11 protein-coding genes are annotated in these 16,096 nt (G+C 61.6%); 9 read left to right on the top strand and 2 right to left on the bottom strand.

The genetic code is table 11. From position 1 onward, the window contains the following. The first annotated feature begins 57 nt into the window (after positions 1 to 57). The 8 genes from OXI69_05140 (at position 58) to OXI69_05105 (ending at position 9,694) form a co-directional block, all read left to right on the top strand. Positions 58 to 1,026, top strand: coding sequence for an alpha-E domain-containing protein (locus tag OXI69_05140; GenBank protein MDE2665514.1), 969 nt, complete (start codon positions 58 to 60; stop codon positions 1,024 to 1,026). Positions 1,027 to 1,030: 4 nt separating this feature from the next. Continuing rightward, positions 1,031 to 1,957, top strand: a complete 927-nt coding sequence (locus tag OXI69_05135; protein ID MDE2665513.1) for a transglutaminase family protein — start codon at positions 1,031 to 1,033, stop codon at positions 1,955 to 1,957. Between the two features lie 164 nt (positions 1,958 to 2,121). Next, positions 2,122 to 2,457, top strand: coding sequence for an STAS domain-containing protein (locus OXI69_05130; GenBank protein ID MDE2665512.1), 336 nt, complete (start codon positions 2,122 to 2,124; stop codon positions 2,455 to 2,457). Positions 2,458 to 2,903: 446 nt separating this feature from the next. After that, positions 2,904 to 4,070: a SpoIIE family protein phosphatase gene (locus OXI69_05125; GenBank protein MDE2665511.1), complete on the top strand. Its 1,167-nt coding sequence runs from the start codon at positions 2,904 to 2,906 to the stop codon at positions 4,068 to 4,070. A 5-nt stretch (positions 4,071 to 4,075) separates the two neighbouring features. Continuing rightward, the gene (locus OXI69_05120) at positions 4,076 to 4,489 is read left to right on the top strand and encodes an ATP-binding protein (protein ID MDE2665510.1); all 414 of its coding nucleotides are present in this window, start codon (positions 4,076 to 4,078) and stop codon (positions 4,487 to 4,489) included. After that, positions 4,486 to 5,673, top strand: a complete 1,188-nt coding sequence (locus tag OXI69_05115) for an ABC transporter substrate-binding protein (protein MDE2665509.1) — start codon at positions 4,486 to 4,488, stop codon at positions 5,671 to 5,673. Before OXI69_05120 ends, OXI69_05115 begins: the two co-directional genes overlap by 4 nt. Next, positions 5,670 to 8,153 (top strand): ATP-binding protein, encoded by a 2,484-nt coding sequence (locus tag OXI69_05110; protein MDE2665508.1) that lies wholly within the window; start codon positions 5,670 to 5,672, stop codon positions 8,151 to 8,153. The genes OXI69_05115 and OXI69_05110 overlap by 4 nt, the downstream gene beginning before the upstream one ends. Positions 8,154 to 8,284: 131 nt before the next feature. Next, the gene (locus OXI69_05105; GenBank protein MDE2665507.1) at positions 8,285 to 9,694 is read left to right on the top strand and encodes an alginate export family protein; all 1,410 of its coding nucleotides are present in this window, start codon (positions 8,285 to 8,287) and stop codon (positions 9,692 to 9,694) included. 58 nt (positions 9,695 to 9,752) lie between these two features. On the opposite strand, the gene OXI69_05100 is transcribed toward OXI69_05105, so the two are convergent. Beyond that, positions 9,753 to 10,112 (bottom strand): YraN family protein, encoded by a 360-nt coding sequence (locus tag OXI69_05100; GenBank protein MDE2665506.1) that lies wholly within the window; start codon positions 10,110 to 10,112, stop codon positions 9,753 to 9,755. A 289-nt stretch (positions 10,113 to 10,401) separates the two neighbouring features. After that, complete coding sequence (gene cysS / locus OXI69_05095; GenBank protein MDE2665505.1) at positions 10,402 to 11,796, bottom strand: cysteine--tRNA ligase; 1,395 nt, start codon at positions 11,794 to 11,796, stop codon at positions 10,402 to 10,404. A gap of 528 nt (positions 11,797 to 12,324) precedes the next feature. Here cysS and smc point away from each other — a divergent pair. After that, complete coding sequence (gene smc / locus OXI69_05090; GenBank protein MDE2665504.1) at positions 12,325 to 16,086, top strand: chromosome segregation protein SMC; 3,762 nt, start codon at positions 12,325 to 12,327, stop codon at positions 16,084 to 16,086. The last annotated feature ends 10 nt before the right edge of the window (positions 16,087 to 16,096 follow it).

The following is a 16,096-nucleotide window of genomic DNA, read 5'->3' as shown; positions in this document are numbered from 1 at the left end:
CTCCGTCGGGCCGGAGGCGAAGCGGAGACTGGATCTTTTTGCTACTGGAGAGGAATCATGCTATCGCGTAGCGCGCAGGGCCTCTACTGGATGGGCCGCTACCTCGAGCGTGCGCAGCACCTCTGCCGCCTGCTGCAGTTGCAGGTGGAAGCGTTGGTGGACAGGCCGGTTCGGGAGATCCATCTCGGCTGGAGCAGAATCTACACCACCTTGAACCGGCAGCCTCCCTTCGGCGGCATCCAGTTCGACAGAAGAGACAACTATACCCTGGCAGATTCCTACACGCTGGCCGGAGATCTCACTTTCGAGCGCTCCAATCCCGACTCGGTCTGGAGCTGCTTTGCCCAGGGCCGCGAGAACGCGCGGCAGATGCGCCACCGCATCAGCGCCGAGATGTGGATCTGCCTGAATCTGGCCTATCTGAAAATTCAGAGGTTGAACATCGAGGACATTTGGAAAACCTCCCCGGAGAATTTCTACGCCGAGACCGTGGAAGAAATCCATACGTTCGCGGGGGTAGCTGCGACCACCATGTACCGGGACGAAGGTTGGCACTTCATGCAGTTGGGCCATCACATCGAGCGCGCCCAGCACTCGGTGGCGCTCTTCCTGTCACAGATCGCCACCGCCAGACTCTATCCGGAATCTCCGGAAGGGGACTGCGCGACCCTGCTACGCCTTTACCACGCCTTCGATGCTTATGATCGCAAGCACAGCGTCGAAATCCAGCCCCATCAGGTGCTGGACCTGCTGGCCACCGACCCCCTGCTGCCCAACTCGCTCTGCTGCTCGCTCGACTCCGCCGCCACGGAATTGGCCGCCATCGCTGACGGACCGAGCGCGGCCAGCAGCGCCGCCGCCAGTCGGCTGGCAGGCCGGGCGCAGGCCCTGGTCCGGCACGAATGGCCGGATCGAAAAGACCGGGAGGCCATGCTCCGGCAGATCGATGAGCACTGCCGTAACTTCCACGATCGGATAATGACCGCATACATTGACTATAGCGTCGAGGACGCACCCGTCCACTGATTCCATGGCTGAGGCCATCCACTACGACATCGAGCACCTCTCCCGCTACCACTACACTCGCAGTCCGAAGCAGTGCGTGATGATGCTCTGTCTGAAACCGCAAAACGACCGGGGACAGCGGGTGCTGAGTTTTGACATCGAAACCGACCCGGCCTCCCTCCTGACCTCCGAACGGGATGGTTTCGGCAATACTCGACACGTCTTCAATCTCGACGGCGAGCATCGGGTTCTGGAGATCGTCGCTCGTTCCACGGTTTCACCGGCCCCCTTCAGTCCCCTCCCGCACTCCCTTGGAGCAGGTGCCTGGATAGAGATCCAATCGTGGAAGGACTCCTTCGCTCTCTGGGACTTTATCCACCCGAGCCCATTGACCCGACCGTCATCCCTCCTCGCCCAATTCGTCGACCGGTACGGCATCCAGCCCGGGAGGGATCCTCTGGAGGGGCTGCTGCGGCTTTCGGACACGCTCCACCAGCGGCTCCGTTACGCTCCCGGCAGTACTTCGGTCATGTCCTCCATTGAACAAATCCTCAAATCGGGTCGCGGCGTCTGTCAGGACTACGCCCATACCATGATCGCGATCGCACGCTCCTGGGGCATTCCTGCCCGATATGTCTCGGGCTATCTGCACCTCGCCGGCCTGGATGGCGAGCAGGCGGCGGGAAACGCCACCCACGCCTGGGTCGAGTGCCTGCTCCCGGAACTGGGCTGGGTGGGATTCGACCCTACCAACCGGTGCCTGGCCGACGAGCGGCATGTGCGCATCGCGGTGGGACGCGACTACAGGGACGTATCCCCAACCCGAGGAATCCTGCGAGGAGGAGAGAGCGCCAGAATCGAGGTAGCCGTCAAGGTGAGCGCGCGTACAGATTCGCCAGGCACAGGGGAAGAGCCCTTTGCGGAAAGGACCAGTGTTCTGTCTCAGAATTAGGGTTGCCAGATTCCAGAACGCAACGGGGCCGGATAGTTAGATTTGTCGTGCGAGTATTCCGATTGGACCATTTTTGCTACACTATGGCACTTGTGTGTAAATAACCATCATATGGGTGTCATTGTCGACCGGAGGTTGAACCTTACACAAAGGAGACGGAGCCGATGGAGATCAATACGGAGCGGGAAGGTACGCTCCTGGTTGCAAGGGCGGGAGGTCGCCTCGACAGCATCAATGCGAGAGAGTTCGACGATGCCTTGAAATCCGCGATCAGCGATAGCGACCAGGTTTTGATTATGGATCTGGAGAAAGTCTCATACGTCAGCAGCGCCGGCCTTCGGGTGATTCTGCTGACCGCCAAAACCCTCCAGCAAAGGAGCGCCAAGCTGTTGATTTGCTCGCTCGCCGAGCCGATTCGAGAGGTCTTCGAAATCAGCGGCTTCGACAAGATCATCCCGATTCATGCAAATTTGGGCGATGCAAAAGCTTCCATAGGCTAGCGACGCTCCCTTTCCGGTAGTCTGCCGGAGAGGGTTCCGCCTATCCTTGTGCCAACCTGATCAGCCCATGGAGCGCAAGCCAGCTAGTGTTCTGTCCCAGAAATAGGGTTGCCATCTTTCGGAGTGCAACGGCGCCGGATTCTAGGAGCGACGACGAGCCAATGCTCATTCATTGCGAGGAGGAGCAACGACGAAGACGGTGCCGTTCCGCCCGACCCCGGAGGGCCGATGGAGGTTCCGGGTAGGAAGAGCACCACGGTGCCTGCTCGCTAAATCGAAACGGACCTCTCCGACCGATCGTTTCCCGGTGAAACCTCCATCGGAGATGGTAATCCTGTTTCTGGGACAGGACACTAACCTTCCGAAACCGGGAGGCGGGTCTTTGCAGGCAAGGAGAAACTCCCGACAAGAGTGGCGGGTTCTACGCCAGTGGGGAAGGCCAAACGATGAGTTGGAAGTACAAGATTCTGGTCGTGGACGACGAGCCTGATCTCGAACGGCTCATGTTGCAGCGAATGCGTCGCGACATTCGCGCCGGCCTCTACAAGTTCGTCTTTGCCCAAAACGGCCTGGAAGCCCTCGACCGGCTGAAGGAGCAGCCGGATATCGACTTGGTGCTGTCCGACATCAATATGCCCAAGATGGACGGGCTCACGCTGATCGAGCAGATCCCCAAGGTCCAACCCGATATCCGCTCCGTGATCATCTCGGCCTATGGCGATATGAAGAATATCCGCACGGCCATGAATCGGGGCGCGTTCGACTTTGTCACCAAGCCAATCGATTTTGACGACCTGAAGCTCACCATTTCCCGTACCCTGCAGCACCTTGTCGAATGGCGCGAAGCTCTTGAATCGCGCGACAAGCTGGTGGCGCTGCAAAACGAGCTCGGCGTCGCCAGCAAGATACAGCAGTCGATCCTGCCCACTCACTTTCCCGACAGGCCCGACTGCCGCATCTTCGCCAACATGAAACCTGCCCGCAATGTGGGAGGGGACTTTTTCGATGTCATCAGCCTGCAGGACGGCCGCATCGGCATCGCCATCGCCGACGTTTCCGACAAGGGGGTTCCCGCCGCTCTCTTCATGATGTCCTGCCGCACACTCATCAAGGGTGCTGCCATCGGCAAGACGGATCCCGGAGAAGTGTTGCACGAGGTGAACCAGTTGCTGCAGGAAGACAACGACGCCGCCATGTTCGTTACCGTTTTCTATGGCGTCTATGACCCCGACAGTCAGCGATTTCAATATGCAAACGGAGGCCACAATTCACCTCTGGTTGTGCATGCCGACGGAAGCTCCGTCGAGTTGCCCTTGACCGGAGGCATTGCTCTGGGATTGATGCCCGATCTCGACTACGACAACAACACCGTGACCCTTGCTCCGGGAGACCTGATCGTTCTATTCACCGACGGTGTCACCGAGGCCTTCGACGAGCAGGGTGACCAGTTCGGAACCGATCGTCTTAAAGACGTCTTCGCAGGTACGGCGCCCGAAGATGTCCAGGCAGCCAACCGTGCCGTTTTTGAAGCCGTAGAGAAATTCGCCGGCGCCACTCCCCAGTCCGACGACATCACTTGCGTGACACTCCTGCACGGTCGCGACGGCGGCTGATCCCGATGCTTTCTTTGTGTCTCGATTCCCGGCTCGAAGAATTGCAACGACTTGAAGCGGCCGTTGAGGATCTCGGGGAGCGGGAGCAATGGCCCCCAACCCTCCTTTACCAGGTCAAGCTCGTCCTGGAGGAGGTGATCGTCAATATCGTCAATTACGGCTACGAGGAGAGAGCGGGACACAAGATAGATGTCCAACTGATCTCGGAACCGGACACCCTCACCATCAAGATTGCCGACGACGGCCGCGCCTTCGATCCACTGCACCAGGCTCCCCAGCCGGATGTGGCGGCACCCCTGGAAGACCGTCCCATCGGCGGGTTGGGCGTTTATCTGGTGCAGACTCTGATGGACGAAGCATCTTACCGTCGGGAGCAGGACAGAAATCATCTGACTCTGATCAAGCGGAGGGACGGATGAGTCCGGCGTGCCGGATGGCGGCGGCGCTGCTGCTCGCTTCCGGCTCTCTATTCAGCGGGCCAACCGCGGGCTTCGCGCAAGAAGTTGGCGTCTCAGCGAATCGTATCCTCTTCGGACAATCGGCCGCCTTCAGCGGACCTGCCCGAGAGCTGGGGCGCAACATGCGCCTCGGAATCCAAGCGGCCTTCAACGAAGCCAACGCGCGAGGCGGCGTTCACGAGCGGCGGCTGGAGCTGTTGAGCCTCGACGATGCCTATGAGCCGGAAGCCGCCATCGCCAACACCCATAAACTGATCCACGACGACAAGGTCTTCGCGCTTATCGGAGCCGTGGGTACACCGACCTCACGCGCTTCCACCCCCGTGGCCGCCGCTGCCGGAGTTCCCTACATCGCACCCTTCACAGGCGCCGCTTTCCTGCGGGACGAACAATGGCGAAACGTCATCAACCTCCGGGCCTCCTACAGGCAGGAAATCGATACCATGGTCTCCCACCTGACCGACAGGCTGGGCATCGACCGTATCGGCGTCATGTATCAGGACGATTCGTTCGGACGTGACACCTACCGCAGCTTGACACGATCCCTGGGGCGACGTCAGCTCAAGCCGGTATCGGTGGGGGTGTATCAGCGCAACACCACCGCCGTGAAGACGCCTCTTCTGGACCTGCGTGCCCAAGACCCGGGGGCGGTGATTCTCATCGGCGCCTACAAGCCGGTCTCTTCACTGATCGCCTGGGCTCGCCACACCGGGATGAGGGCGGTCTTCATGGCGCTCTCCTTCGTGGGCAGCAACGCCTTGTCGGAAGCACTGGGTCCCGCCGGCGTAGGGGTTTTCGTTACCCAGGTGGTTCCTCCGCCGACCGACACCACCCACCCGATCACCGCCAACTACAACCGAGCCCTGTGGTCCTTCGATTCGGACGCCACACCCGGATTTGTCTCGTTCGAAGGCTACCTGGCCGGCCGCTTGGCCATCGCGGCCCTGGAACGCTGCGGCCGAGACGTGGATCGAGCCGGATTTCTAGACAGTCTGCGTCTCTCCGACCCCATCGATCTGGACGGGTTCGAGCTCCGCTTCGGCGACACGGACAACCAGGGCTCCGATTCCGTTTTCCTGACCAGGATCGGCCGCGACGGCTACTATCACCCAATCGAGACGCTCCGGGGCGGGGGTCGGCCGTGATCGACCGGCTGCGAAGCCTGTTCAAGAACCGTTTTCACTCCGGGGAATCAAAGCGGCCTGCCGCCCGCTCCAAGACCCCAATCGGCCAGTCCGTGGGAACCGCCGCCGCCGGCTTGTTGCAGCGACTGCTCGAGAGCCGATTCCTGACAGCCATCTTGAGCCCCTTGTCCCGGCTGATCGGGGCCGAGAGGGTTCAACGCCATCGCGGGCTCGCGATGGAGCTGGTGCAGCGGCTTCGTGACGGCCGAATCGGGCTCGGAATGCAGCTCTACATCGGGATCGGCGGAGCTGTGGCCATCACCCTGTCGGCGAGCCTGGTAGCCTGGTTCTCCTTCAATCAAGTGGGCGATGCCCAGAACCGCGTCAACGAGGACAGCATCCCGGAAATGACCGCCGCCTTCGGTGTGGCGCGCCAGGCCGGCACCCTGGTGGCTGCGGCCCCGCGCCTGGTCACCGCCGCAACTCCGGCCGACTTCACCGGTGTCGCCGCCGCGGTTGCCATGGAGCAAACGGACTTCGAGACACGCCTCCAAGCCCTGAGCCCCCGCGAGGGGGAAGAAGAAAAAGTCTCACGCATTCTCGCCCATGGGAGTGAAATTATTTCGAACATCGGGGCCATTCGAGATTCGGTATCCCGGTCATTCGTGCTCAGCGAGCGCAGCGAAGAACTGCTCACGACGCTGGAAGGTCTGCAGGATGAACTGACCGTCATTCTGGTTCCGGCCATCGACGACCATTACTTCTACGCCCTGACCGGCTACCGGAACCTTGGCGAACGGCCGGCCTCCCCGGCACGGCACTTCGCGAAAGCCGAGTTCAATCGCTACCGCCACATGATCGAATTGCAGGCGCATGCGACCACTGCGACCCAGCTTCTGGCGGGCGTCACCAATCTGACGGAAATCCCGCTGATCGAGCCGGTTCGGGAGCGCTTCGAGTCGGCCCGCGACGGCATCGGGCGCAGCCTTGAGGCTCTCGGCACGGCTCCGTTGCGGGACAGGATATCCCCGGTCTTCGACCAGCTGTTGGATCTGGGGCTGGGAGAACAGAATGGATTCGATCTGCGTGCCCAGGAACTCGGTCTCGCCAATAGACAGCGGGACCTGCTGGAGCGCAATCGCAGTCTCTCCATGGACCTCGTGGCTGAAGTCGAAGGCATGGTCGGTTCGGCCAGCGCGCGGGCTCAGGATGCGACTCTCTCCTCCACGCAAGCCATCCTCACCGGACGCAGGCTGCTTTTGATCCTGAACCTGGTCAGTATTACCGGAGCTTTGCTGATCGGTTGGCTGTTTGTCGGAAAGATCCTGCTGCGCCGCCTCAAAAAGCTGTCCGATCGCATGCGTGGCATGGCCGGAGGCGATCTGGAGGCCCGGGTGGAGATCAGCGGGCGCGACGAAGTGGCCGAAATGGCGGCGGCTCTGGAGGTGTTTCGACGTCACGCCCTGGAGGTTCAGCGCTTGAACCTGGTCGAGAAGCTGGCCGAAGAACTGAAGGGAAAGAATTCTCAGCTCGAGAAAGCCATGGACGACCTGCGAAAGGCTCAGGATCAAATCGTCATGCGCGACAAGCTGGCGGAACTCGGCCAGCTCACCGCGGGCGTGGCTCACGAGATCAAGAATCCGCTCAACTTCGTCAAGAATTTCTCGGAAGTTTCCGAGGAGTTGCTGGAGGAAATGGGAGAGATCCTCACCGACAACCAGGAGAAGCTGAGCAAGGACGACCGGGAGCTGCTCGAGGAGATTTCCGGAGATCTGACCGGCAATCTCAAGAGCATTCGCCAACACGGGGATCGCGCCAATCGGGTGATTCACGACATGCTCTCGATGGGACGAGGTTCGGGCGAGCGGCAACCGACCGACATCAACGGTCTGCTCGATCAGAGTGCCCGACTGGCCTACCACAGCGCCCGAGCCACCGACAAGTCGTTCAACCTGGACATCAAGCAGGATCTGGATCCGGAGCTGGGGTCCATTGACGTCGTCTCGCAAGAGATGGGACGCGTCTTTTTGAACTTGGTCAGCAACGCCTGCTATGCCACCGATCAGAAACGGCGTTCCCTCCAAACACCCGGTGGAGAACAGGCCGATGGGAAGGGTTCCCCCGAGGAAGCCCTTTCCGAGTACAGCCCGACGCTCTGGCTCAGCACCAAGCGCCTGGAGGATCGGGTCGAAATCCGAGTGAAGGACAATGGGGACGGCATTCCCGCCGATGTCGTCGACAAGATCTTCAACCCCTTCTTCACCACCAAGCCCACCAATGAGGGAACCGGGCTGGGGCTGGCGCTGTCCAACGATATCGTGCGAGAGCATGGAGGAGCCATCAAGGTGGAGACCGAACCCGGCAGATTCACCGAGATGCTGGTTGAATTGCCCCTGGAAACGCCTGCCCGCGTGGAAGTGGCTGGACCAGCAGATGAAGATGAAGATGAGCCGGTGCTCTCTGCCGGTGAATCGGACAGGCCCGAGGCCAGGAACTCCTGACAGACGGTGGCCGTCTCAAGGCTGTATCGACCTTGGGCGGAGGCCTCGGGTTCCGGTCCCAAGCGCAAACCGCCTGCCCCCACGGTGGGCACTCCGGGCGCCCCGTAAGAGATATGGGATTCACCAAGTCGATGGCTCCACAGCAACCATCCCGGCAGGTCTCGACCGCCCCTCCAGGGCAGGCTGGCCCGAGGACTTGCTGTGCCCGACTGAAGCGGGTGGCCCTGGCAGGTCTGGTCTGGATCCTGTCGGCAAGCCCCGGTTTCGGAGAGGAAGGCTCCACCAAGCAGGACGAAACTCCGGTCACGCTGCAGAGCGGTCTGGGGGAAGAGCTGCCGGGCTGGCTCTCCCTGTCCGGCGAGTTCCGCTTCCGCTTCGAAAACCTGCAGGGCCTGGGCTATAGCGACGAAAGCGACGACGGCTACGGACTGACACGGACCCGTCTGGAGGTGGGGATCCGGCCGGTCTCCTGGCTGAACTTCGGAATTCAGGCCCAGGACTCCAGGGCGCCGGGTATCCGGCCGGCGCTGTCCAACTCCGGAGCTGTTCGGGATCCGTTCGATCTGCGCCAGGCCTATGCCGAGATCGGCGCCAGCCGGTCTGCGGCATCGCTGAAAGTGGGCAGGCAGGCGCTGATCTACGGCGACTCGCGCCTGATCGGTGCTCCAGACTGGTCCAACACCTCCCGCGTCTTCGACGCCGTAAGGCTGCAGGTGCGAGGATCGGGCGCCAAGCTCGACCTTTTCTCGGCCTCGGTGGTGCGGAACGACCCCAACCGCCGCTTGAACCGATCGGCCCAGGGAGAATACCTGCACGGCCTCTACGTCTCCCTGGAGAACGTCATCCCGGGATCCACTCTCGAACCCTACCTGCTCTGGCAGACAAAGCCCTCGGTCGTCAATGAGCTGAACGCACTCGGAGATCTGGACCGTTATACCCTGGGATTCCGGGCCTGGGGCAAAGGGCTGGGGCCCTGGGACTACAACGCCGCCCTGGTCCGCCAGTGGGGGCAGGCGGCAGGCGCTGAAATCCAGGCCTGGGGCGCCTACGGAGAACTGGGCTATTCGATCGAGGCCAGGCTGAACCCACGCCTCTATGTCCACTACAACTTCGGCTCCGGCGACAAGGATCCCAACGACGGCCGCATCGAGGGCTTCGATAACCTCTATCCCACCACCGCCTTCCTGTACGGCCGCGCCAACCGGGTCGGCTGGCGCAACCACAAGGGCCTGCGCCTGGGGAGCGAGCTGAAGCCGCACTCCAAGCTGACGCTACTATTGGAATTCCACTCCTTCTGGCTGGCCTCCAGGACCGATGCCCTCTACAACGCGGTCGGGCGAGTGGCGGTAGCCCCACCCCCTGGCGGCGCCCGGGACGCAAAGGTCGGCAACGAGGTCGACGCCGTCTTTGCCGTTCCGGTAACCGACAACTTCAGCCTGGGAGGCGGCCTCGCACACATGCTTCCCGGCCCCTTTGTCAAGGCCAACACCCCCGGCCACCCATTCACTTACTCCTACCTGTTCACCAGCTACAAATTCTGAGCGGCAGGACGGTAGGATCCATCGACCAATCGAGGGTACGGGGGCCGTTCCGCCGATACTACCAGCCAACCCTCCCCGGCACCCTGAAGGCATCCTTGAAAAGGGAGAGCTCGGGATGCTCCCAGTCCCCTTGAATGCCCACGATGTCGAAGCGCCAGACCGCCGCTTTTCGACGAAGTCCCCGGCGATAGTCGGCGGCTGCTCCACAGATCCGCCGCTGCTTGGCAAGACCCACCGCTTCCTCGGGCCCTCCGTATAGACGATTCCGGCGATATTTCACCTCAATGAAGGCCAGGACGTCTCCATCCCAACCGATGAGATCGATCTCCCCTGAGCGGCTGCGGTAGCGGTGGGCGACAATGCGATACCCTTGCCGCTTCAGATAGGCGTAGGCGACCAATTCTCCTTTCATTCCCATCTCCGAGGGGTTGGACCGGCGGGGGGCACGGCCGAAGCGCTCGGCCAGCCATCGCTTTCCCTTTTCAAGCCAGATGGACCGCACCGGGGCCCTCGCACGGACCGCAGCCGGCCCAGTGGATCGGTTGGATGAAGACAACAGGTTGCGGAGGGAGAGATGCCGACGGAGAAGCCCAACAGCCGGGAGGGGGCGCGCTGCTCTTATTCCTCAGGGAGCGCCCCGGGGAGAAACCGTCTCGATGCGAGAGGGTCTGGAACGCAACTCGACCTACGCCGCGGCGGATTCGGTCCTATCGCTTCTTCCAGCGGACGCCGTCCTTGGTGTCCTCGACCAGGTAGCCCAGGTCGAAAATCCGGTTGCGGAGCTCGTCCGCCAGAGCGAAGTCTCGGGCCTTCCGCGCCCGGCTTCTTTGCTCGATAAGGCTTTGGATCCGGGGGTCCAGCCCGGACTCTTCAGACTCCCAGAGCGGCAGGACCCGGTTGAGCCTGTCCATGGTGGCCAGAATCGCCGAGCCGTCGGCGTCATGGACCCGGCCGGCCGCCAGGGCGGTATTGACCTGACGCACCCAGTCAAAGACGGCCGCCAGGGCCTGGGCCGTGTTGAGGTCCTGGTCCATGGCCTCCTCGAACTTCTCCAGAACCGCCTTGCAGCCGGACTGGAGTTCGTGATTGGCGCCCGTCGGCAGAGCCTCGGTTTCGATCCGCTGCCTGAAATCCTGCAGCCGCTGGAGCGAGGCCTCGGCCTGCCTTACGGCATCCGCCGTGAAGTTGAGTTGACGTTTATAAGGAACGCTCTGCAGAGCGTAACGGATGGCTCCGGGTTGAATCCCCTTCTCGAGCAAGTCCCGAAGGGTAAAGAAATTGCCCTTGGACTTGGACATCTTCTCGCCGTCCACGATGAGATGCTCCCCGTGAACCCAGTAGCGCACGAAGGGCTTGGCGGTGGCGGCCTCGCTTTGAGCAATCTCGTTCTCGTGGTGGGGAAAGATGAGATCCACCGCGCCGCAATGCAGGTCGAAGGTCTCGCCCAGATATTTCATGCTCATGGCTGAACACTCGATGTGCCATCCCGGACGACCGGGACCCAGGGGAGTCTCCCATCGGGGTTCCCCGTTCTTGGGGGCCTTCCACAAGACGAAGTCCCGCGCATCCTGCTTGTCGTATTCGTCCACGTCCACCCGAGCCCCTGCCCGGATTCCCTCACGGTCCAGCTTGGCAAGCTTCCCGTAGTCCTCGAAGGACTCGATCCGGAAATAGATCGATCCGTCTTTCTCGTAGGTGTAACCCCCGGACTGAAGCTGCCGGATCAGGGCCACCATGTCATCGATGTGATCGGTCGCGTGAACAGCTCGGTCGGGTTTCTCGATGCCCAGCCGATCGCAGTCCTCGAAAAAGGCTTGGGTAAAGCGGTCCGTAAATGTTTTGAGCTGAGCGATGGTTTGCGCCTCGGAATTCCGGATGGTCTTGTCGTCAACGTCGGTGATGTTCATGACGTGAAAGACTCCGAAGCCCTTGTACCGCAGATAGCGCTTCAGAATGTCCTGAAAGACGAAGGTTCTGAGGTTTCCGATGTGGACAAAGTCGTACACCGTTGGACCACAGGTGTACATTTTGACCTGCCGGGGTTCCAGCGGCTGAAAGGGTTCGATCCTTCCGGAGAGGGTGTTGGACAACCGCAGCATGATTGAAATCTCCTGCTGGACTCCTCAGCCCGGCGGCGCCTCCCGCCCGCCCGACTACGACTTCGGGTCGGCCCGATTTCCGGGCCTAGTGTTCTGTCTCAGGAACAGGGTTGCCATGTTTCGGAGCGCAACGGCGCCGGATTCCAGAAGCGCCGCCGATGCAATGCCCATTCATTGTGAGGAGGAGCGACGACGAAGACGGCGCCGTTCCGCCCGAACCCGGAGGGCCGATGGAGGTTCCCCCCAGGGAGAGCAGAGCGTTGCTTGTTCGCTGAATCGCAATGGGTCTGTCGAACCGACCGTATCCTTGGGGAACCTCCATCGGAGATGGCAATCCTGTTCTTCAGACAGGACACCAGAATAGACCGCGCTTCACCGATAAGTCAATACGGGCGAGTCTTTTCCATGGTCCTTTGCACTCCTGTCCGATCCGTGGTACACTCGCCGAGTCAGCATGAATCCCTACCCTTTCCCGACCCTGTCAACCCCAACAGTTCCAGTTGGCGTCAAGCCTTTGAGGGTGCCTTCCTATTGCTGAAACTGAAGCAAATCCAGATTCAAGGCTTCAAATCCTTCGCTGACAAAACCGAACTGACTTTTGACGGATCCGGCATCGCCGCTATCGTGGGACCCAACGGTTGCGGCAAGAGCAACATCTCGGATGCCATTGCATGGGTGTTGGGGGAGCAGAGCGCCCGAACCCTTCGGGGCGGGAGAATGCGGGACGTGATTTTTAACGGAACCCGCTCCCGGCTGCCCCTGGGGCTGGCCGAGGTCAGCGTGGTTCTGTTCGATCCGGAGAGGGCAGAGGAACCGGCCTCGACCGCCTCCTCTGCCTCAACGACGGCTTTGGCCGGCAACGGTCCGACAGTCGGCCAAGACGGCGCCCCTGGCAAGGGTGAGGCAATGAACGAGGGTTCCGGCCGGACCATTCCCTTCGAGGCCAGACCTGCCTCAACCTCCAAAAAGAGGAGAAGACAGTCCAGGAAGCCCGCCAAACCGGGAGAGTTGGTGGTGTCCCGGCGCCTCTTTCGTTCGGGAGAGAGCGAGTACCTTCTCAACGGAAGGAAGGTCCGCCTGCGGGACGTTCAGGAGACATTCCTGGGAACCGGACTGGGACCGGATTCCTATGCGCTGATAGAGCAGGACCGGGTAGGACTGATCCTCAGCTCCAAACCCTCGGACCGACGGGCCATTATCGAGGAGGCGGCCGGGGTCACCAAATTCAAGGTCAAGCGCAAGCTGGCCTCCTCGAAACTGGAACAGGCCAAACAGAACCTGCTCCGTGTCAACGATATCACCGAGGAGGTTTCCCGCCAGCTCGACACCCTCAAGCGCCAGGCCGGCAAGGCCCACCGCTTCCGGGAACTCAGCCAGGAAGCCCGAAATCTCTCCAGGAGCCTCTTCTCCGCCCGCGCCCGCCACCTGAAGGCCCAACTGAGCCAGGTATCGGAAGAGTTCGATCGATTCCAGGACCAGGTCGATCGGAAACAGGAATACATCCAGCAGCAGGAGACCCATTTTCGCCGAGAGAACGACGCTCACTTCGAGGCCGAGACCGCATTGAAAGGGCAACGTGAACGGTTGTCCCTGTTGCAGATGGATAACCAGAGGGATCAGCAGACGATTCAGCATCAGAAGGACCGGTACGACCAACTGGAAGTCCGGTCTCGCGAAAATGCCCTCGAGCTCCAGTTGCTCTCGGAGCAGGAGGAGCAATTTCATGCGCAGGTCGGCGAAAAGCAGCAGGCCCTCCAGCAGGTGACCCGGCAATTCGACAGCCTGGACGAGCAGTACGACGCTCGCAATCGGGAGCAGGAACTCCGGCAGAAGAAGCTGGGCGAACTGGAGACCGCGGGAGACCGACTGAGGTCGGAACAACTGGACCTACTGAGTCGGGCGACCACCCTTCGCAGCGCCGTCACCCAGATGGACGAGCACGAGAAGCAGCTGGGGCTGCAGTCCGTTCGCCTGGAAAACGAACGCAATCAGGCAGCCCGGGATCACCGGAGCCTGGCGGACACCCGTGAAAAGGCCGGCAACCGACACGCCGACGAGGAAGCGCGCCTGCGGGAGTTGGCCGACAGGGTCAAAGCACTCTCGGCAGACGTCGACCGGGAACGGGAGCAGCAGATTCGAGCGCGGCAGCAGGTGGCTGAGAAACGGGAAGACCTCAGTGCGCAGGATCAACGACTTCAGTCTCTTCAGGAGCTGGCTGCCCATCATGCCTACAGCGCCGAATCGGTGCGGATGCTGTTGTCGGTTGCCGACCGGTCCGGCGGCGCCGATTTTCGGACCCACGGCATCCTGGCCGATCTGGTAGAGGTGAATGCCGAGCACGAGAAGACCGTAGAACAGTTTGTGCGTCATGAGCTCGAATATTTCCTGGTGGATTCTCCGTCCAACGCGCGGGAGGGCATCGATCTGCTGCGCAAGAGCGGCGCCGGCAGATCCACTTTTCTGTTCCCCGGCAATGGCGCCTCCGACCTGGCCCCAGACACTCTTGAAGCCCTGGTTCAGGATCTGGCCGATGGAGACCCACGGCTCATTCCCATGAGCCGCGTCATCCGTGTGCCCTCCCGCCATCGCCAGGGGCTGCGCTCTGCCCTCCCCCATCTGTTCCACAGCCTCATTGCCCCCAGCTACGAGGCGGCCCTGGAGATCGCTCACGCCCATCCGAAGTTGACGGTGCTGACGCCCCAGGGTGAGGTGTTTCGAGGACAGCTCATTTCCGGCGGCAGCGGGGACCAGCGCGGACACCTCTCCCTGAAGCGAGAGATCCGCGAGTTGGGCCGCCGGCTCGAATCGGCCCGACGGGACCTGCTGTCGCTGGAGGAACGGTTCCAGGCTCTGGACCGGTCGGTGCAGTCCGGCGAGCAGGAGCTGACCCGGGTGAACCGGCAGGTGCAGGAACTGGAAAAGGAGCTGGTAGGCTCCGATCACCGGCTTGAGTACCTCGCCGGCGAGCTCGAACGCCTCAGCCAAAGGGAGCGGGAATTCGCCGGGGAACTCCGGAGCGTGGCTCAAGAGCGGTCGGAAATCGGCCGGCGCCGCCTCCAGTCCGGATCGGAAATCGCGCGGGCCGAAGCACGCAAGACCGAGGTAGGCCGGGCCATCGACTCGAATCAAGCCGACTGGCGCAGCTTGAGGGACGAATGGTTGCAACATTCGCGGCAGCTCAGCCAAACAGGCTCGGAGCTGGCCGCTTGCGGCGAGCGCAAGCTCGCTACCGAGGCCGACCTGGAACGGGTTCAAGCCAACCTGCAAGCCTGCCTCCAACGCAGGACCAGGCTTGACGCCCAGCGAGAGGAGTGGTCCGGTCAGAGCCTGGAGATACGGAATTCGGTTCGACAACTGGAGGAAACCGTCTTCAATCGAGCCGTGCAACGCGCTTCTCTGGAGGCTGAGATCCGGATCAGGGAGGGCCGGTTGGAGGCGTCCCGAAAGGCCCAGGCACAACTGGGAGAAGAGCTGCAGGGGTGGCGCCTGGAACTGGACGAACTAAGGAACCGGAAGACGCAAATCGAGGTCGACCGCGCCCGGCTCACCTCCGACTATTCCCATCTGGAAGAAACCTGCCGCCAGGAATTGGGGGAACTGCTGGAATCGCTTCAGGTGGAGGGGGCCGGCGAATTCAACCAGGAAACCTATCGGAAAGCGGAGGAACGCTACCTCCGGCTAAGGAAACGCCTGGATTCCATGGGACCGGTGAACATGATGGCCCTGGAGGAATTCCAGGAATGCGAGGAGCGATTCGATTTCCTCAACCGGCAACGCCGGGACCTGCTCGATTCCATTGAGGACACCGGCGCCGCCATCCGCGAGATCGACGAGGTCTCCTGCGAGCAGTTTCAGCAAGCCTTCGACGCCGTGAACCTGAACTTCAGGGAAAGCTTCCGCGAATTGTTCGGAGGGGGGCGGGGCGAAATGAAATTGCTGGACCCTCAGGATCTGCTGGAGACGGGGATCGAGATCGTCGCCCAGCCGCCGGGGAAACGATTGCAGAATGTGCTGCTCCTCTCGGGCGGCGAAAAGGCGTTGACCGCCATCGCCCTTCTGCTGGCCATTTTCAGCTACCAACCCAGCCCTTTTTGCGTTCTGGATGAAGTCGACGCTCCCCTGGACGACGTCAACCTGGGGCGGTACTCGCAGAAGATCAAATCCATGAGCGGGGAGACCCAATTCCTGCTCATCACCCACAGCAAGCGCACCATGGAGGCGGCTGACGCACTCTATGGAGTGACCATGGAAGAGGCCGGCGTGTCCAAGCTGGTCTCGGTCCGGATGAACTGATTCCCCTGCT

The organism is Acidobacteriota bacterium, assembly GCA_028875575.1.
In the GTDB taxonomy this organism is placed as follows: domain Bacteria; phylum Acidobacteriota; class Terriglobia; order Versatilivoradales; family Versatilivoraceae; genus Versatilivorator.
Note: the sequence above shows the minus strand (reverse complement) of the source record. Positions and strands in the feature narration are given on the sequence as shown.

Bases quoted from the DNA above. Each gene is read 5' to 3' on its own strand.
- OXI69_05100 (MDE2665506.1), bottom strand. From the start codon at position 10,112: ATGGGAATGAAAGGAGAATTGGTCGCCTACGCCTATCTGAAGCGGCAA.
- OXI69_05120 (MDE2665510.1), top strand. From the start codon at position 4,076: ATGCTTTCTTTGTGTCTCGATTCCCGGCTCGAAGAATTGCAACGACTT.
- OXI69_05135 (MDE2665513.1), top strand. From the start codon at position 1,031: ATGGCTGAGGCCATCCACTACGACATCGAGCACCTCTCCCGCTACCAC.
- OXI69_05125 (MDE2665511.1), top strand. From the start codon at position 2,904: ATGAGTTGGAAGTACAAGATTCTGGTCGTGGACGACGAGCCTGATCTC.
- OXI69_05140 (MDE2665514.1), top strand. From the start codon at position 58: ATGCTATCGCGTAGCGCGCAGGGCCTCTACTGGATGGGCCGCTACCTC.
- OXI69_05105 (MDE2665507.1), top strand. From the start codon at position 8,285: ATGGCTCCACAGCAACCATCCCGGCAGGTCTCGACCGCCCCTCCAGGG.
- OXI69_05130 (MDE2665512.1), top strand. From the start codon at position 2,122: ATGGAGATCAATACGGAGCGGGAAGGTACGCTCCTGGTTGCAAGGGCG.
- OXI69_05115 (MDE2665509.1), top strand. From the start codon at position 4,486: ATGAGTCCGGCGTGCCGGATGGCGGCGGCGCTGCTGCTCGCTTCCGGC.